This window comes from Alphaproteobacteria bacterium (assembly GCA_040905865.1).
In the GTDB taxonomy this organism is placed as follows: Bacteria; Pseudomonadota; Alphaproteobacteria; order UBA8366.
Genome location: JBBDQU010000001.1, coordinates 1 through 19,469 on the forward strand (window position 1 = coordinate 1; position 19,469 = coordinate 19,469).

A 19,469-nucleotide genomic window follows, 5' to 3' on the forward strand; every position below is an offset into this window, starting at 1 on the left:
CTCAAAAGGAAAACCCCGCCGGAAATCCGACGGGGTTTGTCAGCGGTCTGAAGGGGCGTTTCCGCCCCTCCTGAAACTTGTGCCGCCTGCCGTTACAGCTGTCGTTCGACCAGAAGTTTCTTGATATTGGCGATGGCCTGCGCCGGGTTGAGGCCCTTGGGACAGGTCTTCGAGCAGTTCATGATTGTATGGCAGCGGTACAGCCGGAACGGGTCCTCCAGCGCATCGAGCCGTTCGCCTGTATGCTCGTCACGGCTGTCGACAATCCAGCGATAGGCCTGCAACAGGACGGCGGGACCCAGATAGCGTTCGCCGTTCCACCAGTAGCTGGGGCAGCTCGTCGAGCAGGAAAAGCACAGGATGCATTCATACAGCCCATCCAGTTTTGCCCGGTCTTCCTGGGTCTGCAGGCGCTCCGTATCCGGCGGCGGCGGCGATTCCGTCTTTATCCAGGGCTCGATGGACGAAAGCTGCGCATAGGCAGTTTTCAGGTCGGGCACCAGGTCCTTGACCACCGCCATATGCGGCAGCGGATAGATCTTCACGTCGCCGGATGCATCCTCGATATACTTGGTGCAGGCCAGCGTGTTTTCGCCGCCGATGTTCATCGCGCAGGACCCGCAGATGCCCTCGCGGCAGGACCGCCGGAATGTCACCGTCGGGTCGATCTCGTTCTTGATCTTGATCAGCGCGTCCAGAACCATGGGCCCGCAATCGTCCATATCGATCGTGTAGGTGTCGACCCGGGGCGTCTTGCCGTCATCGGGGTTCCAGCGGTAGATCCGGAATTTCTTGGTATTGGTTGCGCCTTCCGGGGCCGGCCAGGACTTGCCTTCGCGAATCCGGGAGTTCTTCGGTAGATTGAATTCAACCATCTGTCAGACTTCCTATTTTTGCTCAGCGCACCTTAGTACACGCGTGCTTTCGGCGGCACGGTGTCCATTTCATCGGTCAGCGTTTCCATATGCACCGGACGGTAGTCGATGGTGACCTTGTAGTCGCTGTCGATCCAGGCCGCCGTGTGCTTCATCCATTCCTCGTCATTGCGGTCGGGAACATCGTCGCGTGCATGCGCGCCGCGTGACTCGTTCCGGTTGGCCGCCGATTCAATGGTGACAAGCGCCTGTTCCAGCAGGTTCTCGAATTCCAGCGTTTCCACCAGGTCCGAGTTCCAGACCATGGACCGGTCGGTGACCTTGATATCCGCCGCGCCCCTGGCGACCTCGGCCATCTTGGCGACGCCTTCGTCCATGATTTCCTGGGTCCGGAACACCGCGCAGTTATTCTGCATGGCAAGCTGCATCTGCAGGCGCAGTTCCGATGTCGGCGTGCCGCCATTCGCGTGGCGGGCCTTGTCCAGCCGGTCCAGCGCATACTGGCCCGCATCCTTCGGCAGGGGCCGGTGCGATTCCGAACGGTCGATGGTCTCGGCGCAACGCAGGGCCGTGGCCCGGCCGAACACCACCAGATCGAGCAGCGAGTTGGATCCGAGCCGGTTTGCGCCGTGCACGGACACACAGGCGGCTTCGCCCGCCGCCATCAGTCCCGGCACCGCGTAATCGGGGTTCCCATCCTTTATGGTGACGACTTCGCCGAACCGGTTGGTCGGGATCCCGCCCATATTGTAGTGGCAGGTCGGGATAACCGGGATCGGTTCCGTGGTGACGTCGACATTGGCGAAGATACGCGCGGTTTCGGCGATGCCGGGCAGGCGTTCCTCGATCAGGTGGGCATCGAGATGTTCCAGATGCAGGTAAATATGGTCGTTCTTCGCGCCCACGCCGCGGCCTTCGCGGATTTCCATCGTCATGGAGCGGCTGACGACATCGCGGCTGGCCAGATCCTTGGCGGATGGCGCATAGCGTTCCATGAAACGCTCGCCCTCGCTGTTGGTCAGGTAACCGCCTTCGCCGCGCGATCCTTCGGTAATCAGGCAGCCCGAGCCGTAGATGCCGGTCGGGTGGAACTGTACGAATTCCATGTCCTGCATCGGCAGGCCCGCCCGCAACGCCATGCCGCCGCCGTCGCCGGTGCAGGTATGGGCCGAGGTGCAGGAGAAATAGATGCGCCCGCATCCGCCGGTCGCCAGGATGACCTGCTTCGCCCGGAAACGATGGATCGTGCCGTCGTCCAGGTTCCAGGCCATGACGCCGCGGCACTCGCCGTTTTCCATGATCAGGTCGAGCGCGAAATATTCGATAAAGAACTCGGCCTGATGCTTCAGCGACTGCTGGTACAGCGTGTGCAGCATGGCGTGGCCGGTCCGGTCCGCCGCGGCGCATGTCCGCTGCGCCTGGGCGCCTTCGCCGAAATGGGTGGTCATGCCGCCAAAGGCCCGCTGGTAGATCTTGCCATCGGGCGTGCGGCTGAACGGCACGCCGTAATGTTCCAGTTCGACAATCGCCGGAACAGCTTCGCGGCACATGTATTCGATGGCGTCCTGGTCGCCCAGCCAGTCCGACCCCTTGACGGTGTCGTACATATGCCATTGCCAGTTGTCTTCGCCCATATTGCCGAGGGCGGCGGAAACGCCGCCCTGCGCCGCAACCGTATGACTGCGGGTCGGAAATACCTTCGTGATACAGGCCGTCCGCAGTCCCTGTTCGGCGAGGCCGAAGGTCGCGCGCAACCCCGCGCCGCCGGCGCCGACAACAACAACGTCATAGGTGTGATCGATAATCGGATATGCTTCAGTCATCGCCCATCACCCTCCGAACGCTACTTTTAGGACCGCGAAGGCCGCGGCGACGCCGAGTATCAGGCTGCCGCCTTTCATGATCATGAGGCTGGCAATCTTGACGCCTTCGCCATGGATGTAATCTTCGATCACAACCTGCAGGCCGAGTTGCATGTGATGGAATGTCGCGACGATCAGAAGGATCATCAGCAGGGCGTTGTAGGGCACCTGCAACCAGGCGGATACGGTCGCATGATCGCCGCCGACAAGCGACATCACCGCGTAGACGAACCAGAGCGTCAGCGGGATCAGCGCAACGGCCGTAACCCGCTGCATCCAGAAATGATGCGTGCCGCTTCTTGCGGAACCGAGGCCCCTGACGCGACCGAGAGGTGTTCTCAGGCTCATTACATCGCCCCCATTGCCATATAGCCGACAACCCAGGCCAGGCCGGTAAATACGACGGATGCGACGATGACCGTGTAACCGGAATTGCGCGCCGTATCGAGCTCGAACCCCATGCCGATATCCCAGAACAGATGCCGGATACCGTTGCAGAAATGATAGAACAGGGCCCAGGTCCAGCCCAGAAGGCACAGTATGCCGATCCAGGAGCCGATAACCGTCTGAACCGTCTCGAACGATTCCGCGCCGTTCGCGAGCGCCAGCAGCCACCAGACCATCAGCAACGTACCGGCCGCGAGTCCGACACCGGTCGCCCGATGCAGAATCGACAAGGCCATTGTCCATTGCCATGCATATATCTGGAGGTGCGGCGAAAGCGGTCTGTCGCCGTTGCTCATGTCGAACTCCCCTCAACCACCACTACACCAGCCGTACGATACAGTCGTTCCGACACTATCGCAGCGTTTGAATTAGCCCTGATTCCAGGGCAAGTCAACGATACCAGGTTGATGTCAAATTATTAACAGGGTATGAAATCGGCGATTAATTATTGATGTTATTGCAATATTCGTGATGCCGCCCGGCGGGATTCTCCTGCCGGACAGGGCGCGTCGGGAACCCTGTGGATAGTTGCGTGTATAATCTGTGCGCCGGTTGTGCATCCCTGTGAATTCTGTACACAACATTATTTCCCGGATGGGTTTTGGCCGTGGACAAGGCGCCGACATTTCAGGACTATCGCTAGCGATACGTGGTAGTACCGGGTTTTGCGGTTGTGGAGCGGACGCCGGTCGCGGGTTCACAAGGAACTGCCGCCGACTGTTTTCTCGATAACGGGAGATACCGGTGTGGATTGGCTGTATCGGCATTCGGACCGTTTTGCCGGTGCGTCTTGCCGAACCGCATGTGTTCGTCGCGTGGGCTCGTCCGGAGCCTGTGGCGGATTTGTGCGGCCGCTATGCGGGCTTCTCCCTTCGGCAGGCCTGTACCACGGGCGGCTCCTTCCTGGGGTCGCCGAAACCGGACCGCCGCGGCTTCGCTCGGGAAGCCGTCAGGCAAATATGGAATCGGTCTGCTTGCCAGGGAGACCGAATTCATTGATGCGCGGCGTAGCGTCCGGAGCACGTATCGTGGAGGCCTGGCCTCCTGGATGCCGAGGCGGCCTGGAAAAGACCGCCTCGGCATCGTCCTGTCCGCCCCTGAATGAATTTTTTTAGACTTCGCTTACCTTGCAAGGCGGCTATTCTGCTTGTCATGGCAATTCTTTCCATTCAGTCCAGGGTCACCAGCGGCTATGTCGGCAATGCCGTGGCGGTGCCAATTCTGCAGCGGTTTCGCCACGATGTCTGGCCTATCGATACAGTGGCGTATTCGAACCATCCCGCCCATGGCGCGTTCACGGGCGGCGTGCGCCCGGCGATGGAAATTGCCGCCCTGGCGGCAGGGCTGGATACCCGGGGGCTTTTTGCGGATTGCCACGCCGTGTTGTCCGGGTATCTCGGCAGTGCGGAAACGGGGCCGGTGGTTTTCGACGTGGCGGCGCGGATTCGCGCGGCAGGCGGCGGCGCTTTCTGGTGCTGCGATCCGGTCATGGGCGATAACGGCCGCTTCTATGTCGCCGACGGTATACCGGAATTCTTTCGTGATCTGGCGATCCCGGCTGCCGACATCATTACGCCAAACGTCTTCGAAGCAGAATATCTCTCCGGCGTATCGATCCACTCGGCCGTGGATGCGGTTCAGGCAGCGCGGGTCCTGCGCCGGGCCGGGCCGGCGACCGTTATCGTTACGGGAATCCGCGAGGGTTGTTCGATTGCCGCAATCGCCGTAACGGCGGATGGCGTCTGGAAATCGTCGGCGCCCTTTATCGATATTCCGGCGCATGGCGCGGGCGATGCGTTCGTCGCACTGTATGTCGGCCATATTCTGGGCGGGAAGGATACCGGGCAGGCGCTGGCGCTCGCGGTTTCCGGTATACACGCGCTACTGGCCGCATCCGTTACAGCGGACGACCTCATGCTTGTTGAACGCCTGGACGATATACTTGCGCCGCCCTATGTGTTTGGCGCGTCGGCAATGTGCTGAAGATCCGTTCCGGCCTTCCCCCGGGGCAGGGAGGCCGGATGCCGCTGTTACCATGGGGAAGCCGGCCGCCGGCGGCTCACGCCGCTTTTTCGAGATACCCCGCGACCAGCGCTTCGGCGATCTGCACCGCGTTCAGGGCCGCGCCCTTGCGCAGGTTGTCGGACACCACCCAGAGGTTCAGCCCGTTTTCGATCGAGCCATCGTCGCGGATCCGGCTGACATAGACGGCGTCCTCGCCGGCGCATTCGGCCGGCGTGACAAAACCGTCCTCGACATGGTGATCGACCACGATGACACCCGGCGCCGCGGACAGCGCGGCGCGCGCCTCCTCGACCGAGATCGGGTTGGCGAAGGCAATATTGACCGCCTCGGCATGGCCAATGAAGACCGGGACCCGCACGCAGGTCGCGGAGACCTTGATACGGGGATCGAGGATTTTCTTGGTTTCGGCCGCCATCTTCCACTCTTCCTTGGTTGAGCCGTCTTCCATGAAGATGTCGATCTGGGGGATGACATTGAACGCGATCTGTTTCGTGAATTCACGCTTTTCCATCGCGTCGTTGACGAAAATACCGCGTGTCTGGCTGAACAATTCATCCATCGCGGCGCGACCCGCGCCGGAAACCGACTGGTAGGTGCTGACCACGACCCGTTCGATGACCGCCAGATCGTGCAGCGGCTTCAGCGCGACGACCATCTGGATGGTTGAGCAGTTCGGATTCGCGATGATGTTGCGGCGGCCATAATCGGCGATGGCATGGCCGTTCACTTCCGGCACGATCAGCGGAACATCGGGGTCCATACGGAATTGCGACGTATTGTCGATTACCACGGCGCCGGCTTTCGCGGCGCGCGGCGCGAAAACCGCCGACACTTTGGCGCCGGGGGAGGACAGGACGATATCGATTCCCTTGAAGTCGAAATCGTCGAGTTTCCGTACCGTGAGCACGTCGTCCTCGCCGAACGAGATGGTGCTCCCGCTGGATCGGTCGGACGCCAGCGCGACGATATCGTCGACCGGAAAGTCCCGTTCCGACAGTGTGGTCAATACTTCCCGACCGACATTTCCTGTCGCGCCGACAACTGCAACTCTATACCCCATCGTATTGGTCCTGCTGTAAGTCGTTGCCGGCGCACGGTTATGGCGACCGGACAATAAGAAAAGGCGAGGAGTTTCCCCCTCGCCCGAAAATAATTCCGTTAACGGGGGTCGGCGGTCAGCCGCCCTTTTTGGAGTCAGCGGTCGCCGGCGTCTGCGGCATCGGCGTTGCGTTGTCCGCTGTCACGACCGGTTTGGGCGTGGAAGCGACATGTTCGCCCCAGCCGCAATCGCCATCCGCCTGGGCCGACGCGGCGAAGGTAATCCCGGCAAGCGCTGCAATCGAAGTAATGACAATTTTACGCATGGTCAAACCTCCATTAATCCGTCTGCACCGTAAACTAGTCCCGCCTTGCTCCGTAATCAAGGGCCGGATTGGTGGGTCGGTGCGGGCGCCTGGACGGGCGTTTCGTCGTATCCCGTATCCTGTGGCCGTTTTCCGACGCCACAATCCGGTCAGGCCGCCTGTTTGTCCAGTTCCCGCAATATGGCGTCGCCCATCACATTGGTCGAAACCCGCGCCGCGCCAGGGCCCATGATATCCGTGGTCCGGACACCGCTTTGCAGTACGTTACGGACCGCTTCCTCGATCAGATCTGCATCCTCATGCAGATCGAAGGAATAGCGCAGCAACATGGCGAAGCTCAGCAGGCAGGCCAGCGGATTGGCCAGCCCCTTGCCGGCGATATCGGGCGCGCTGCCGTGCACCGGCTCGTACAGGGCACGACGGCGGCCGCTGTCATCCGGCGCACCCAGGGTTGCTGACGGCAGCATGCCCAGCGATCCCGTCAGCATCGCGGCGCAATCGGACAGGATATCGCCGAACAGGTTGTCGGCCAGGATGACGTCGAACTGGGTCGGCGCGCGGACCAGCTGCATGGCGCAGTTATCCGCGTACATGTGCTCAAGGCTGATATCGGTGTGCTTCGCTGCGTGCAGCTTCGTGACGACATCGCGCCACAGCACGCCGGTTTCCATCACATTGGCCTTTTCGGCCGATGTCACCTTGCCGCGGCGAACCCGGGCGAGGTCGAAGGCCACTTCTGCGACGCGGCTGATTTCGGTATCGGTATAGACCTGCGTGTCCACGCCGCGGCGATGGCCGTCCGGCAGCGTTTCAATCCCGCGCGGCTCGCCGAAATAGACGCCGCCGGTCGACTCCCGCACGATCATCAGGTCAAGCCCCTTGATCACTTCCGGTTTCAGGCTGGAGGCGTCCAGCAGCGCATCGAAGGTGATCGCCGGCCGCAGGTTGGCAAACAGGTCCAGTTCCTTGCGCAGGCGCAGCAGGCCCATTTCCGGACGCAGGTTGCGCGGCGCATCGTCGTATTTCGGGCCGCCGACTGACCCGAACAGTACGGCGTCAGCCGCCATCGCCGCCGCCAGTGTATTGTCGGTCAGCGGCGTGCCGTGGGCGTCATAGGCGGCGCCGCCGACAAGGTCCTCGGTAACATTGAAGGTGACTTCGCGGCGGTTGTCGAACCAGTCGATGACCCTGCGTACCTGGCCCATGACTTCCGGGCCGATGCCGTCGCCCGGCAGGATAAGGAGAGATTTGTTCGCCGCCATTTTCGTTCCTTTTTTTACGGCCCTGATTTGTTTCAGGACGACTTCGGTTCAAGTGTGCGTATGTCGGTAAGCCGCCCGGTGACGGCCGCCGCGGCGGCCATGGCGGGGCTGACAAGATGGGTCCGGCCATTGCGTCCCTGGCGGCCCTCGAAATTCCGGTTGGAGGTCGAGGCGCAGCGCTGGTGCGGTTCGATGTTGTCGCCGTTCATGGCGATGCACATTGAACACCCGGGATCGCGCCATTCAAATCCGGCTTCGATGAAGACCCTGTCGAGCCCCCGCGCCTCGGCTTCGCGCTTGACCAGCCCGGAACCGGGAACGACCATGGCGCTGACGCCATCCGCCACGCGGCGGCCGCGGGCAACGGCGGCGGCGGCTTCCAGGTCCTCGATCCGGCTGTTGGTGCAGGAACCGATGAAGACCCGGTCGATTTCGATATCGGCCATCGCGGTGCCCGGCTGCAGGCCCATGTAACGCAGCGACCGTTCCATCATACGCCGCCGGTCGATGCTTTCTGCATCGCGCGGGTCGGGAACCCTGCCGTCGATGGGCGCCACTTCCTCGGGATTCGTACCCCAGGTGACCTGCGGCGCGATCTGCGCCGCGTCCATGACGACTTCCTTGTCGAAGTCGGCATCGGGGTCCGTCGGTAGCGTCTTCCAGTATTCCAGCGCCTTGTCCCAGGCTTCACCCTGCGGTGCGCGCGGGCGACCTTTGAGGTATTCGTAGGTTTTTTCGTCGGGGGCGATCATGCCCGCGCGGGCGCCCGCTTCGACCGACATGTTCGTGACGGTCATACGGCCTTCGATGGACAGGTCGCGGATCGCGGAGCCTGCATATTCAATCACATGCTCCGTGCCGCCGGCGGTGCCGATCCTGCCAATGATCGCCAGGATGATGTCCTTGGCGGAACAGCCGGCCGGCAATACGCCGTCAACGGTGACGCGCATGGTTTTCGGCCGGGGGAGGGTGAGCGTCTGGGTTGCCAGGAGATGCTCTACTTCCGAGGTGCCGACCGCCATCGCAAAGCAGCCGAGCGCGCCGTTGGTGGCCGTATGGCTGTCGGCGCAGAACAGGGTCACGCCGGGCAGGGTGAACCCCTGTTCCGGCCCGATGACATGGACGATACCCTGGCGCGGGTCGAACATGTCGATCAGTTCGACGCCGAATTCCGCATAGTCAATCCGCGCCTGCTCGACCATCATCCGCGAAACCGGATCGGCGATGGGCTTGTCGCGATCCTTGGTGGGTATGACGTGATCGATGACGCCGATGATCTTTTCCGGATGACGGACCGTCAGCCCGTTCAACCGCAGGGCTTCGAAGGCCTGCGGCTGCATCTCCATGATCAGAACACGGTCGGCATAAACCAGGCTGAGGCCATCTTCTGTTACGTCAATCTCGTGGCTGTCCCAGATCTTGTCGAACAGGGTTTTTGGTGTGCTCATTCCGCCGCGGCCGGATAAAGCCAGGGCTGGCTAAGCCGCTGCTTTTCTTCGAACGCGCCGATCGACTCATTTTTCTGCATCGTGATGCCGATATCGTCCAGCCCGTCCAGCAGGCAGTCGCGCCGGAATTCCTCCAGCTTGAAGGAAATGGCGGCGCCGTTCGGGCGGCGGATCAGCATTTCCTCGAGGTCGATGGTCAGTTCCGGATTTTCCGGATCGCTGGCGTCCGCCATGAGCGCATCCAGTTCGTCCTTCGATACGCGGATCGGCAGGATGCCGTTCTTGAAGCAGTTGTTGTAGAAAATGTCGGCGAAACTGGTGGAAATCACGCAGCGGATGCCGAAATCCATCAGCGCCCAGGGCGCGTGCTCACGCGACGAGCCGCAGCCGAAATTGTCGCCGCCAATAATGATCCTGGCGTTGCGGTACGGCTCCTTGTTCAGGATGAAGTCGGGATTTTCCTTGCCGTCCGGCGTGTAGCGCAGTTCCTCGAACAGGAACTTGCCAAGCCCGGTGCGCTTGATGGTGCGCAGGTGCAGCTTCGGAATGATCTTGTCCGTATCGATGTTGATCATGTCCATCGGCGCAGCGACGCCGGTCACTTTCCTGAACTTTTCCATTACGACATCCTCCCTCGTCCCCTTCGGGGTTGCGATCAGTCTTTCAGAAATTCTCTTGGGTCGGCAAGATGGCCGGTGATGGCCGCCGCCGCCGCCATGGCCGGGCTGACCAGATGCGTAAAGCTGCCGCGTCCCTGACGGCCCTCGAAATTGCGGTTCGAGGTGGAGGCGGAACGCTGTCCCGGCTGCATCTTGTCCACATTCATGGCCAGGCACATCGAGCAACCGGGCTCCCGCCATTCGAAGCCGGCTTCCAGCAGTATCTTGTCGAGCCCTTCTTCTTCGGCCTGCAGTTTGACCAGACCGGAGCCGGGGACGATCATTGCCTGCACGCTGCCGGCGACCTTGCGGCCTTTGGCTACTTTGGCGACCTGACGGATATCCTCGATCCGGCCATTGGTGCAGGAACCGATGAAGACGACATCGACTTCAATGTCCTGCATCTTTGTGCCCGGAACCAGCCCCATGTATTTCAGCGCGCGCTCCATGGATTCGCGTTCGCCCTGGTTTGCCGCGTCCTTCGGGTCCGGCACGACACCGGTTATGGGCACCACGTCCTGCGGGGTCGTTCCCCAGGTCACTTTCGGCTCAATGCCGCTGATGTCGATGGTGACATCCTTGTCGTATACCGCGCCTTCGTCCGAAGGCAGCGTCTTCCAGTACGCCAGCGCCGTTTCCCAGGCCGCGCCCTTCGGCGCGAACGGCCGGCCCTTGACGTATTCGAAGGTCTTTTCATCCGGCGCGATCAGCCCGGCGCGGGCGCCGGCTTCGATCGCCATGTTGGAAATCGTCATGCGGCCTTCCATCGACAGCGCGCGGATCGCCGGCCCGGCAAATTCGATGACATGGCCGGTGCCGCCGCCAATGCCGACGGTGCCGATGATGGTGAGGACGATGTCCTTCGCGCTGCAGCCGAAGGGCAGTTCGCCCGTGACGGTCACGCGCATGTTCTTCGCGGGCGCCTGGATGAGGGTCTGCGTCGCCAGCACGTGCTCGACTTCCGATGTGCCGATACCGAAAGCCAGCGCGCCGAAGGCGCCATGCGTGGCGGTATGGCTGTCGCCGCAGACGAGCGTATTGCCGGGATTGGTAAATCCCTGTTCCGGTCCGATCACATGGACGATGCCGTTGCGGGGGTCGTCGACCTCGAACAACTGGACACCGAATTCGGCAACATTGGCGCGCAGGGTTTCGATCTGCAGGAGCGAGTCTTCCTCGACCACCCCGCCGCGGGTCGTGGCGATGTTGTGGTCGATGACCGCCAGGGTCTTTTCCGGCTGCCGTACCTTCCGGCCCGCCGCCTTCAGGCCTTCGAAGGCCTGCGGCGTTGTGACTTCGTGAATGATGTGCTTGTCGATATACAGAAGGCTGGACCCGTCATCCTGTACGCTGACAACGTGGCTGTCCCAGATCTTGTCGAACAATGTACGCGATTTGGCCATTTCGCTCCCTCATCCCGTTCCTGCCCCGAAGCAGGCATTATTACCGGAATCACAGTGATTTTTCTCTGGACATGCTGCCTGGCATAGCCTGTCGGGCGGCTGTCTCCCCCCAGCGATTTAAGCCCTGCTGTCCTTTCTGGCAAAGGACATTATCTCATACCACCTTGAAACAGATTCACGAAATCCGTTCCAATCAGCTTTCGCTGCCGGTGTCCGGCGTCCCCGAATCCTGCTGCGAACCGGCGCGGCGCGACATGCTGCGTTCGGCAATACGGGCCGATTTGCCGCGGCGTCCGCGCAGATAATACAGTTTCGCACGGCGCACCGCACCCTGCCGCACGACCTCGATCTGGTCAATCCGGGGGCTGTAAAGCGGGAAAATACGCTCCACCCCTTCGCCATAGCTGATCTTGCGCACCGTAAAGGCGCTGTTGAGGCCCGCATTCTTGCGTGCGATGCACATGCCCTCGAAGACCTGAACGCGTTCGCGCGTTCCTTCGATGACCTTCACATGGACGCGCAATGTGTCGCCGGCCTGAAAATCCGGAACCGCGCGGGTTTCGGTCAGCGTCTCGACCTGCTCTTTTTCGAGTTGTTCGATGATATTCATGGATTTGTCCTCGTTTGCTTCGCCCGTTCGACGTACCGGTCCCAGAGGTCCGGGCGCCGCTCGCGCGTGATACGTTCCGCCTGGGCCAACCGCCAGGCACGAATTTTTTCATGATGGCCGGAAAGCAGTATTTCCGGCGTGTTCCGTCCGCGCCATTGCGCCGGCCGGGTATATTGCGGGTATTCGAGCAGCCCCTGCGCGAAGCTTTCCTCGACAAGTGAATCCGCGGCGCCCATGACACCGGGAAGCAGTCTTACACAGGCGTCAATCAGGGCGATAGCCGCCGGCTCGCCGCCGGACAGCACGAAATCGCCGACGCTGATTTCCTGGAAACGGTATTCCTCGATCAGCCTTTCGTCGATGCCTTCGAAACGTCCGCAAAGCAGCGTCGCACCGGGTCCTTCGGCAAGCGATGCCGCGGTTGCCTGATCGAACGGTTTGCCGCGCGGCGTCAGGTAGATGACCGGTCCCGGCGCATCGGCGACCGAATCCAGCGCGTCTTCCAGCACATCGGCCCGCATCACCATGCCGGGGCCGCCGCCGAACGGTGAATCGTCCACCGTGCGATGGGCATCGGTGGCAAAGTCCCGAATGTCGATGGCCTGCAGGCTCCAGTGCCCTTCTTCCAGCGCACGGCCGGCAAGCGAATGACCGAGCGGTCCCGGAAACATGTCGGGGAAAATGGTCAGCACGCGGGCGGTCCAGATACTCATTGGTCTGTATCCTCTTCCCCGCGCGCCTCGATTTCCGTTGGCGGGACGACGGTGATCCGGCCTGCCTCCAGGTCGATATCCGGCACCACGGCATGGGTAAACGGCAATACCGCGACGCCGCCGGCATCGAGAATGAGTTCTATCACGTCGCCCGCGCCGAAATCATACAGCGCGCGCACGGCGCCATACGGCGTGCCGTCCGACAGGACAACGGGCAGGCCGATCAGGTCCGCGTGGTAGAATTCTTCCTCTTCGGGTTCCGGCAATGCGTCGCGATCGACATAGAGTTCGATCCCGCGCAGCGTTTCCGCCGCATTGCGGTCGATGATTCCGGATACCCTTGCCAGCAGAACCCCCTTTGCCGAGCCGGTGAGCTCAAGCCGGAATTCGCGACTGCCATTGGCGTCGGTCAGCGGCCCATAGGCGGCAATATCGGTCGGTTCCGCGGTGAAACTTTTCACCCGGACCTGACCACGAATGCCCTGCGCGCCGGTAATGACCCCGACACAGACCTTCGTTTCCGCCATTTTTGCCATCTGACTGCTCACCGGAACCTGCCGTTACTCTGCCTTGGCTTCTTCGGCGGCTTCTTCCGCAGGCGCTTCCTCAGCCGGCGCCTCTTCCGCCGGTGCTTCGGCGGCGGCCCTGGCGGCTTCCTCTGCTGCCTTGGCGGCTTCCGCTGCCTTGGCGGCCGAATCCGCCGCTTCCTTCAGCCGTTCCTGCGCCTTGGCCTTCGGCAGGTGCTGCTTGGTCTGATTTGTCGAAAACGCCGGCATCGGAATGATGTCGGCCCGGCCCAGGAACCGGGCAACCCGGTCGGATGGCAATGCGCCGACCGACAGCCAGTGCCGGATGCGTTCTTCGAGAAGCTGGATACGGTCGGGATTATCCTTGGCCAGCATCGGATCGTAGCTGCCGACCTTTTCGATATAGCGGCCATCCCGCGGCATGCGCGAGTCGGCAATGACAATGCGGTAATACGGGCGCTTCTTGGCACCACCGCGGGCGAGTCTGATTCTCAGCGCCATACTTTTCGTCTCCTTAACGTTTAAACCTTGCTGGGTGTTGGTATCGTTCGAACGCCGCCACCGGCGGCCGTGAAATCGTTGCGTGGAAACCGTTACATGCGTGGCAGGAGCCCCTCGATGCCGTGCCGCATCAGGCCCTTCTTGCCCATCTTGTTTACCCGCTTCATCATTTTCTGCATCGTCATGAACTGCTTCAGCAGCTTGTTGACGTCCTGGATCGATGTCCCGGATCCCGCCGCAATGCGTTTCTTGCGCGATGCATGAATGACCTTGGGCTGGAGGCGTTCCTTGCGGGTCATCGACGATATGATGGCTTCCTGCCGCAGGATCGCCCTGTCATCGATATTCTGTTTTGCCATTGCCGCCTTGGCCTTGGCGACGCCGGGCAACAGTTCCAGCATGCCGGAAATGCCGCCCATCTTGCGCATCTGGCTCAGCTGCTTGGCCATGTCGTTCAGGTCGAATTCACCCTTCCGCATCTTTTTGGCGAGCGCTTCGGCTTCGTCCTGCTGGATGCCTTCGGCGGCTTTCTCCACCAGGCTGACGACGTCGCCCATGCCAAGGATGCGGCCGGCGATCCGGTCGGGATGGAAATCCTCCAGTGCCTCAAGGGTCTCGCCGGTACCGATCAGCTTGATCGGGCAGCCGGTCACGGCCCGCATCGACAACGCGCCGCCGCCGCGTGAGTCGCCATCGACCCGTGTCAGCACGATACCGGTGAGCGGCAGGCGCGCCTTGAACCCTTCCGCGACGTTGACCGCGTCCTGGCCGGTCATGGCGTCCGCCACCAGCAGAATTTCATGCGGCCTGACCGCGGTCTGGACCGCGGCGACTTCGTCCATCAACCCCTGGTCGATCTGCAGCCGGCCGGCGGTGTCATACAGGATGACGTCATATCCGCCGAAACGCGCCGCGTCGCCGGCGCGTTTGGCGATTTCGACGGGGCGCTGACCGGCGACGATCGGCAGCGTCGATACGCCCGCCTGTTCGCCCAGCACCTTCAACTGTTCCTGGGCGGCCGGCCGCCGGGTATCCAGCGAGGCCATCAGGACCTTCTTGCGGTCGCGGTTCTGCAGGCGCGCGGCGATCTTGGCGGTTGTTGTCGTCTTGCCGGACCCCTGCAGCCCGACCATCATGATCCCCACCGGCGCCGGTGCGTTCAGGTCAAGTCCCGTGGAATCCGCGCCCAGTGTCGCGACAAGTTCGTCATGGACGATCTTGATGACCATCTGGCCCGGCGTGACAGAGCGGATGACCTCTTGGCCGACCGTGCTTTCCTTTACCCGGTCGATGAAACTGCGCACGACCGGCAGCGCCACGTCGGCTTCCAGCAGCGCCACGCGGACATCGCGCATCGCCGCGTCGATGTCGGCGACGCTTAACGCGCCCCGGCCTCGAAGCTTCCCGAACACATCGCTCAAACGACCTGAAAGCGACTCGAACATGACACCCTCAAAACGGTTCCGTCACGGCAAACGCAAAACGCGCCAGTGCGCGATACTCGCGGACTGGCGGAGCCCCTTGGGGCCGGAAACACTGCGTTTCCCGAAAGAATGGGCGCTTGTACGCCCCGCATCGGGGCAAGTCAAGCATCTGATAGGCAATCGACTTTGGCCAAATCGGGTGGACATGCCCATGTTGCAGGCCATATAAGGCGGCGAACGCGGATAAGTGACAATGATACCGTTTACCAAGATGCACGGCCTGGGTAATGATTGCGTCATCATCGATGTGCGCGACGAACCCGTTACGCTGTCCGCTGACCAGGTCAGGCTGATCGCCGACCGGCGGCATGGCGTCGGCTGCGACCAGCTTGTCCTGCTGGAGCCGCCGAAGAACGGCGATGCCGATGTTTTCCTGCGGTTCTACAATTCGGACGGCAGCGAATCCGGCGCCTGCGGCAACGCAACACGCTGTATCGCGGCGCGGCTGATGCAGGCGCGGCAGAACAATACAATCACGTTGCAGAGCGCCGCCGGCCTGTTGCCGGCTTATGTGGATGCGCGCGGGCAGGTCGCGGTCGATATGGGGGAAGCGCAACTGGACTGGCGCTGTATTCCGCTCAGTCGGGAGGTGGATACGCTGGCGCTCGACTTCGCGGCCGGGCCTTACAGCCAGCCCGCGGCGGTGGGCATGGGTAATCCCCATTGCGTGTTTTTCGTCGATGACGCGGAAGCGGTTGAACTGGCGACGCTGGGTCCGCGGGTGGAACACGATCCCCTGTTTCCCGAGCGCACCAATGTCGAATTCGTGACCGTGCTGGACCGGAACCGTGTCCGGATGCGCGTCTGGGAGCGGGGGGCCGGGATTACCCGGGCCTGCGGGTCGGGCGCCTGCGCGGTTGCCGTGGCGGCGTCGCGTCGCGGCCTGACGGATCGCAGGGTCGAAGTGATCCTGGACGGCGGCTCTTTGTTCATCGAGTGGCGCGATGACAATCATGTGGTGATGAGCGGCCCGGTCGCCTTTGTCTACACGGGCGTTCTGGACGATGCGGTGGGCACGGCATGAGGACGGGCCAGCGCCAGGAACCGGAAATCGTCACGTTCGGCTGTCGGCTGAACGCCTTTGAATCCGAAGTCATCCGCGACTGCGTGTCCGACCGCGGCAACGCGATCATTTTCAATACCTGCGCCGTCACGGCGGAAGCCGAACGCCAGGCCCGGCAGGCGATCCGCAAGGCGCGGCGCGCCAATCCTGACGCTGAAATTATCGTGACCGGTTGCGCGGCGCAGGTGAACGCGGCAGCCTTCGCGGCGATGCCCGAAGTCGACAGGGTGCTTGGTAATGCGGAAAAACTGCGGCCCGAATCCTATATCGCCAACATGCGCGTGCAGGTCGGCGACATCATGCAGGCGCGCGAAACGGCGGGGCATCTGATCGAGGGTTTCGACGGTCGCGCCCGCGCCTTCGTGCAGGTTCAGCAGGGTTGCGATCATCGCTGCACCTTCTGCATCATTCCGTTCGGGCGCGGCAACAGCCGCTCGGTACCCATCGGCGAAATCGTTACGCAGGTCCGGCAACTTGTCGAAAACGGATATCGCGAAATTGTCCTGACCGGGGTGGATATAACGTCTTACGGGACGGACCTGCCCGGCCGCCCGGCGCTGGGGCAAATGGCGCGCCGGTTGCTGCAAAATGTGCCCGAATTGCCGCGCCTGCGCATTTCATCGATTGACTGTATCGAAATCGACGCCGACCTGTTGCGGCTGATTGAAAACGAACCGCGTCTGATGCCGCATTTTCACCTGTCGTTGCAATCGGGCGACGACATGATACTGAAGCGCATGAAGCGGCGGCACGGCCGCGACGAAGCGATTGCCATCTGTGACCGCATCCGCGCAGCGCGTCCCGATGTGGTGCTGGGCGCGGACCTGATCGCCGGATTCCCGACCGAAACCGATGACATGTTCCGGCGGTCATACGATCTGATCGAGGAATGCGGGCTGACATGGCTGCATGTCTTTCCCTATTCGGCCCGGCCCGGCACGCCGGCGGCGCGGATGCCGCAGGTCGACATGATCGTGCGGCGCGAACGCGCCCGACTGCTTCGCGAGGCCGGCGACGCGGCGGCGGCGCGGTTCCTGGACAGCAGGATCGGGCGGGACGCTTCGGTGCTGGTGGAGCAGGACGACGTTGGCCGCACCGAACATTATGCGCCGATCCTGTGCGAATCCGGCCTGCCGAACGGCAGCATGGCGACGTTACGGGTCACGGGCCGCGACGGCGCGCAATTGACAGGCAGGCTGGCGGCATGACCGGAACAAGCTGGCTGGGCCGCCTTAAAGCCGGGCTGTCGAAATCATCCTCCAAGCTGGTTGGCGGCATTTCCGGCATTTTCACCAGGCGCAAGCTGGATGCGGCGGCGCTGGAGGAACTGGAAGACCTGCTTATTACGGCCGATCTGGGCCCCGCGACGGCGGCACGATTGACCGCCAGCCTGGCAGCGACGCGTTTCGACAGGGAAGTCAGCGATCACGAGGTTCGTGCGGCGCTGGCCGAAGGTATCGCGGCCATACTGAACCCGGTGGCGGTGCCGTTGGGCATTGTTCCCGGCCGCCGGCCGCATGTGGTGCTGGTTGTCGGCGTGAACGGCAGCGGCAAGACCACGACAATCGGCAAGATGGCGCAGCAGTATAAGGACGAAGGCTATAATGTGATGCTGGCTGCGGGCGATACATTCCGTGCGGCGGCTGTTTCGCAACTGCAGATCTGGGGCGAGCGGGCGGGTTGCCGCGTCATCGCCGGCAAGCAGGGCGGCGATGCCGCGGGCCTGGCCTTCGATGCGTTGCAGACCGCGAAGGCCGAAGGCGCGGATATCCTGCTGATCGATACCGCCGGCCGGTTGCAGAACCGGAAGGACCTGATGGCCGGCCTGGAAAAAATCAACCGCGTGATAAAGAAGCTGGATCCCGATGCGCCGCATGACTGCATCCTGGTGCTGGATGCGACGGTCGGGCAGAACGCACACAGCCAGGTTGAAATCTTCCGGGACATGGTCGCGGTGACCGGGCTGGTGGTGACGAAACTGGACGGGTCGGCCAAGGGCGGGGTGCTGGTCGCGCTGGCGGAAAAATTCGGATTGCCGGTGCACGCCATTGGCGTCGGCGAAGGCGCCGAGGATCTGAGACCCTTTGAAGCGGCAGCCTATGCCCGGGACCTCATGGGGCTGGACGCCGAAGCCTGATCCGGGGCAGGGCTTGTGCCGCCGCGAAGTTGCCTGCCTACCACTGGGAGCCGATTTTTTCGATATCGACCGTCTGTTTCACCTGGGCGGCCAGCAGCCAATCGTCGGTCTGCATGTATCGCGGTGCGAGGAAACGGTATGTGTCGCGCATCAGGTCCGGCGTGTCGGCGGAAATTATTCCTGACTGCCGATCCCAGGCGCGCAACACGTCATCCCATGCGACCATGCGACGGTTGACCGAGTCGCGGACTCCCCGAATGTATTCCTTTTGTGCGTGGATGTTCTGGAGCATGCTGATGATTTCGTTCGTCTGACCGTCTGCCAAAGCGAATTCACGCTCGAATTCCCTGGCCGCGATCGAAGTCAGTTTGGTGACCGATGTGGCGGTATCGAGGAGGCTGCGTTGCTTTGCGGATGCATGCCGGACACGTTTTACCTTCGCCTCCATGGCCAGCACACTGCGGAACCGGTCGCGCAGTTTTTCGATATAGGCGAGTTCATAGGCCAGTTCCTCGATCAGGTCGACGACCATGTCCCTGGTGGCGTTCGGATTATCCAGTGCTGCGGCAGCTTGTTCGAACGCTGCGTTGATTTTTGCCTTTATCTGCGGGTCGTCGGCGATCCGGATCAGTTCCCGTGGCTCAGTAATCCGGTTTTCGTCGCCCGAGACCCAGGACACGAGCTTCATGCAGACCCGCTGCTTTGCGATGGTTCGATGTTCTGCACTGACGTCCCAGGACGCTTCGCCGGTCAGCAACTCTTTGGGAAACGTGTCGCCCGGCATCAGTATCTTTACGTAATCCAGGCCTGCCGCCACCATTTCCAGCATCGCGAAGTCCGCAGAGTTCTCCTTGATACCGAATTCCCGGCAAATTCCCTTGATCGGCAGGGTGATCTCCTCACCGCCCAGATTGAGAATGAACACGGGCTCCTCGGTCAGGGGCGATTTACGAAAATAGGATCCGTCGACCGACGTAAAAAATTTCTGCTCGAATTTAACTGAAGTAATAGCGCCGTAACTATCCTGCACGGAGTTCGTCCTGCTCGCTGCCGCTTGTATGGGGCAAAGAATACGGTCCATGGACTAAA

Annotated in this window: 20 protein-coding genes; 4 read left to right on the forward strand and 16 right to left on the reverse strand. The window is 62.0% G+C overall.

Translation table 11 applies throughout. The features are described 5' to 3' along the window. Positions 1 to 92: 92 nt before the first annotated feature. The 4 genes from WD767_00005 to sdhC are packed head-to-tail and all read right to left on the reverse strand — an operon-like array spanning position 93 to position 3,480. Positions 93 to 875, reverse strand: coding sequence for a succinate dehydrogenase iron-sulfur subunit (locus WD767_00005; protein MEX2614457.1), 783 nt, complete (start codon positions 873 to 875; stop codon positions 93 to 95). Positions 876 to 907: 32 nt separating this feature from the next. Continuing rightward, on the reverse strand, positions 908 to 2,698 hold the full coding sequence (gene sdhA, locus WD767_00010; GenBank protein MEX2614458.1) for a succinate dehydrogenase flavoprotein subunit: 1,791 nt from the start codon (positions 2,696 to 2,698) through the stop codon (positions 908 to 910). A 6-nt stretch (positions 2,699 to 2,704) separates the two neighbouring features. After that, positions 2,705 to 3,085 carry a succinate dehydrogenase, hydrophobic membrane anchor protein gene (gene sdhD / locus WD767_00015; GenBank protein ID MEX2614459.1) on the reverse strand — a complete coding sequence of 127 codons (381 nt, stop codon included), beginning with the start codon at positions 3,083 to 3,085 and terminating at the stop codon, positions 2,705 to 2,707. After that, positions 3,085 to 3,480: a succinate dehydrogenase, cytochrome b556 subunit gene (gene sdhC / locus WD767_00020; GenBank protein ID MEX2614460.1), complete on the reverse strand. Its 396-nt coding sequence runs from the start codon at positions 3,478 to 3,480 to the stop codon at positions 3,085 to 3,087. Before sdhC ends, sdhD begins: the two co-directional genes overlap by 1 nt. A gap of 856 nt (positions 3,481 to 4,336) precedes the next feature. On the opposite strand from sdhC, the gene pdxY reads away from it, so the two are divergent. Then, positions 4,337 to 5,167: a pyridoxal kinase gene (gene pdxY, locus WD767_00025; GenBank protein MEX2614461.1), complete on the forward strand. Its 831-nt coding sequence runs from the start codon at positions 4,337 to 4,339 to the stop codon at positions 5,165 to 5,167. A 76-nt stretch (positions 5,168 to 5,243) separates the two neighbouring features. Here the strand turns inward: pdxY and WD767_00030 are convergent, their stop codons facing one another. The 11 genes from WD767_00030 to ffh all read right to left on the reverse strand — a co-directional run bounded on the left by WD767_00030 (position 5,244) and on the right by ffh (position 15,141). Next, positions 5,244 to 6,269 (reverse strand): aspartate-semialdehyde dehydrogenase, encoded by a 1,026-nt coding sequence (locus WD767_00030; GenBank protein ID MEX2614462.1) that lies wholly within the window; start codon positions 6,267 to 6,269, stop codon positions 5,244 to 5,246. Between the two features lie 115 nt (positions 6,270 to 6,384). Further along, positions 6,385 to 6,573 carry a hypothetical protein gene (locus tag WD767_00035; GenBank protein MEX2614463.1) on the reverse strand — a complete coding sequence of 63 codons (189 nt, stop codon included), beginning with the start codon at positions 6,571 to 6,573 and terminating at the stop codon, positions 6,385 to 6,387. A 149-nt stretch (positions 6,574 to 6,722) separates the two neighbouring features. Continuing rightward, positions 6,723 to 7,835: a 3-isopropylmalate dehydrogenase gene (leuB, locus tag WD767_00040; protein ID MEX2614464.1), complete on the reverse strand. Its 1,113-nt coding sequence runs from the start codon at positions 7,833 to 7,835 to the stop codon at positions 6,723 to 6,725. A 32-nt stretch (positions 7,836 to 7,867) separates the two neighbouring features. After that, complete coding sequence (leuC, locus tag WD767_00045) at positions 7,868 to 9,283, reverse strand: 3-isopropylmalate dehydratase large subunit (protein ID MEX2614465.1); 1,416 nt, start codon at positions 9,281 to 9,283, stop codon at positions 7,868 to 7,870. Continuing rightward, positions 9,280 to 9,903 carry a 3-isopropylmalate dehydratase small subunit gene (gene leuD / locus WD767_00050; GenBank protein ID MEX2614466.1) on the reverse strand — a complete coding sequence of 208 codons (624 nt, stop codon included), beginning with the start codon at positions 9,901 to 9,903 and terminating at the stop codon, positions 9,280 to 9,282. The genes leuC (WD767_00045) and leuD overlap by 4 nt, the downstream gene beginning before the upstream one ends. 35 nt (positions 9,904 to 9,938) lie before the next feature. Then, a complete protein-coding gene (gene leuC, locus WD767_00055; GenBank protein ID MEX2614467.1) occupies positions 9,939 to 11,345 on the reverse strand; it encodes a 3-isopropylmalate dehydratase large subunit in 1,407 nt (468 codons plus the stop codon). Between the two features lie 193 nt (positions 11,346 to 11,538). Beyond that, the gene (gene rplS / locus WD767_00060) at positions 11,539 to 11,955 is read right to left on the reverse strand and encodes a 50S ribosomal protein L19 (GenBank protein ID MEX2614468.1); all 417 of its coding nucleotides are present in this window, start codon (positions 11,953 to 11,955) and stop codon (positions 11,539 to 11,541) included. After that, the gene (gene trmD, locus WD767_00065; protein ID MEX2614469.1) at positions 11,952 to 12,668 is read right to left on the reverse strand and encodes a tRNA (guanosine(37)-N1)-methyltransferase TrmD; all 717 of its coding nucleotides are present in this window, start codon (positions 12,666 to 12,668) and stop codon (positions 11,952 to 11,954) included. Before trmD ends, rplS begins: the two co-directional genes overlap by 4 nt. Next, positions 12,665 to 13,216, reverse strand: a complete 552-nt coding sequence (gene rimM, locus WD767_00070; GenBank protein ID MEX2614470.1) for a ribosome maturation factor RimM — start codon at positions 13,214 to 13,216, stop codon at positions 12,665 to 12,667. Before rimM ends, trmD begins: the two co-directional genes overlap by 4 nt. A gap of 12 nt (positions 13,217 to 13,228) precedes the next feature. Continuing rightward, positions 13,229 to 13,696, reverse strand: coding sequence for a 30S ribosomal protein S16 (gene rpsP, locus WD767_00075; GenBank protein ID MEX2614471.1), 468 nt, complete (start codon positions 13,694 to 13,696; stop codon positions 13,229 to 13,231). 92 nt (positions 13,697 to 13,788) lie between these two features. Next, on the reverse strand, positions 13,789 to 15,141 hold the full coding sequence (gene ffh / locus WD767_00080) for a signal recognition particle protein (GenBank protein MEX2614472.1): 1,353 nt from the start codon (positions 15,139 to 15,141) through the stop codon (positions 13,789 to 13,791). A 232-nt stretch (positions 15,142 to 15,373) separates the two neighbouring features. On the opposite strand from ffh, the gene dapF reads away from it, so the two are divergent. The 3 genes from dapF to ftsY are packed head-to-tail and all read left to right on the forward strand — an operon-like array spanning position 15,374 to position 18,380. Then, complete coding sequence (gene dapF, locus WD767_00085) at positions 15,374 to 16,204, forward strand: diaminopimelate epimerase (protein MEX2614473.1); 831 nt, start codon at positions 15,374 to 15,376, stop codon at positions 16,202 to 16,204. After that, entirely contained in the window at positions 16,201 to 17,451 is a 1,251-nt protein-coding gene (gene mtaB, locus WD767_00090; protein ID MEX2614474.1) for a tRNA (N(6)-L-threonylcarbamoyladenosine(37)-C(2))-methylthiotransferase MtaB, read from the forward strand. The genes dapF and mtaB overlap by 4 nt, the downstream gene beginning before the upstream one ends. After that, entirely contained in the window at positions 17,448 to 18,380 is a 933-nt protein-coding gene (gene ftsY, locus WD767_00095; GenBank protein ID MEX2614475.1) for a signal recognition particle-docking protein FtsY, read from the forward strand. The genes mtaB and ftsY overlap by 4 nt, the downstream gene beginning before the upstream one ends. Positions 18,381 to 18,417: 37 nt before the next feature. Here the strand turns inward: ftsY and WD767_00100 are convergent, their stop codons facing one another. Beyond that, positions 18,418 to 19,410, reverse strand: a complete 993-nt coding sequence (locus tag WD767_00100) for a hypothetical protein (GenBank protein MEX2614476.1) — start codon at positions 19,408 to 19,410, stop codon at positions 18,418 to 18,420. Positions 19,411 to 19,469 lie beyond the last annotated feature (59 nt).

What these genes read in the sequence shown, in the direction of transcription:
- trmD (MEX2614469.1), bottom strand. Translation starts at nt 12,668, where the DNA reads ATGAGTATCTGGACCGCCCGCGTGCTGACCATTTTCCCCGACATGTTT.
- mtaB (MEX2614474.1), top strand. Translation starts at nt 16,201, where the DNA reads ATGAGGACGGGCCAGCGCCAGGAACCGGAAATCGTCACGTTCGGCTGT.
- ftsY (MEX2614475.1), top strand. Translation starts at nt 17,448, where the DNA reads ATGACCGGAACAAGCTGGCTGGGCCGCCTTAAAGCCGGGCTGTCGAAA.
- WD767_00005 (MEX2614457.1), bottom strand. Translation starts at nt 875, where the DNA reads ATGGTTGAATTCAATCTACCGAAGAACTCCCGGATTCGCGAAGGCAAG.
- leuC (MEX2614465.1), bottom strand. Translation starts at nt 9,283, where the DNA reads ATGAGCACACCAAAAACCCTGTTCGACAAGATCTGGGACAGCCACGAG.
- leuD (MEX2614466.1), bottom strand. Translation starts at nt 9,903, where the DNA reads ATGGAAAAGTTCAGGAAAGTGACCGGCGTCGCTGCGCCGATGGACATG.
- ffh (MEX2614472.1), bottom strand. Translation starts at nt 15,141, where the DNA reads ATGTTCGAGTCGCTTTCAGGTCGTTTGAGCGATGTGTTCGGGAAGCTT.
- rplS (MEX2614468.1), bottom strand. Translation starts at nt 11,955, where the DNA reads ATGAATATCATCGAACAACTCGAAAAAGAGCAGGTCGAGACGCTGACC.
- sdhC (MEX2614460.1), bottom strand. Translation starts at nt 3,480, where the DNA reads ATGAGCAACGGCGACAGACCGCTTTCGCCGCACCTCCAGATATATGCA.
- leuB (MEX2614464.1), bottom strand. Translation starts at nt 7,835, where the DNA reads ATGGCGGCGAACAAATCTCTCCTTATCCTGCCGGGCGACGGCATCGGC.
- leuC (MEX2614467.1), bottom strand. Translation starts at nt 11,345, where the DNA reads ATGGCCAAATCGCGTACATTGTTCGACAAGATCTGGGACAGCCACGTT.
- WD767_00035 (MEX2614463.1), bottom strand. Translation starts at nt 6,573, where the DNA reads ATGCGTAAAATTGTCATTACTTCGATTGCAGCGCTTGCCGGGATTACC.
- WD767_00030 (MEX2614462.1), bottom strand. Translation starts at nt 6,269, where the DNA reads ATGGGGTATAGAGTTGCAGTTGTCGGCGCGACAGGAAATGTCGGTCGG.
- pdxY (MEX2614461.1), top strand. Translation starts at nt 4,337, where the DNA reads ATGGCAATTCTTTCCATTCAGTCCAGGGTCACCAGCGGCTATGTCGGC.
- rpsP (MEX2614471.1), bottom strand. Translation starts at nt 13,696, where the DNA reads ATGGCGCTGAGAATCAGACTCGCCCGCGGTGGTGCCAAGAAGCGCCCG.
- sdhD (MEX2614459.1), bottom strand. Translation starts at nt 3,085, where the DNA reads ATGAGCCTGAGAACACCTCTCGGTCGCGTCAGGGGCCTCGGTTCCGCA.
- sdhA (MEX2614458.1), bottom strand. Translation starts at nt 2,698, where the DNA reads ATGACTGAAGCATATCCGATTATCGATCACACCTATGACGTTGTTGTT.
- dapF (MEX2614473.1), top strand. Translation starts at nt 15,374, where the DNA reads ATGATACCGTTTACCAAGATGCACGGCCTGGGTAATGATTGCGTCATC.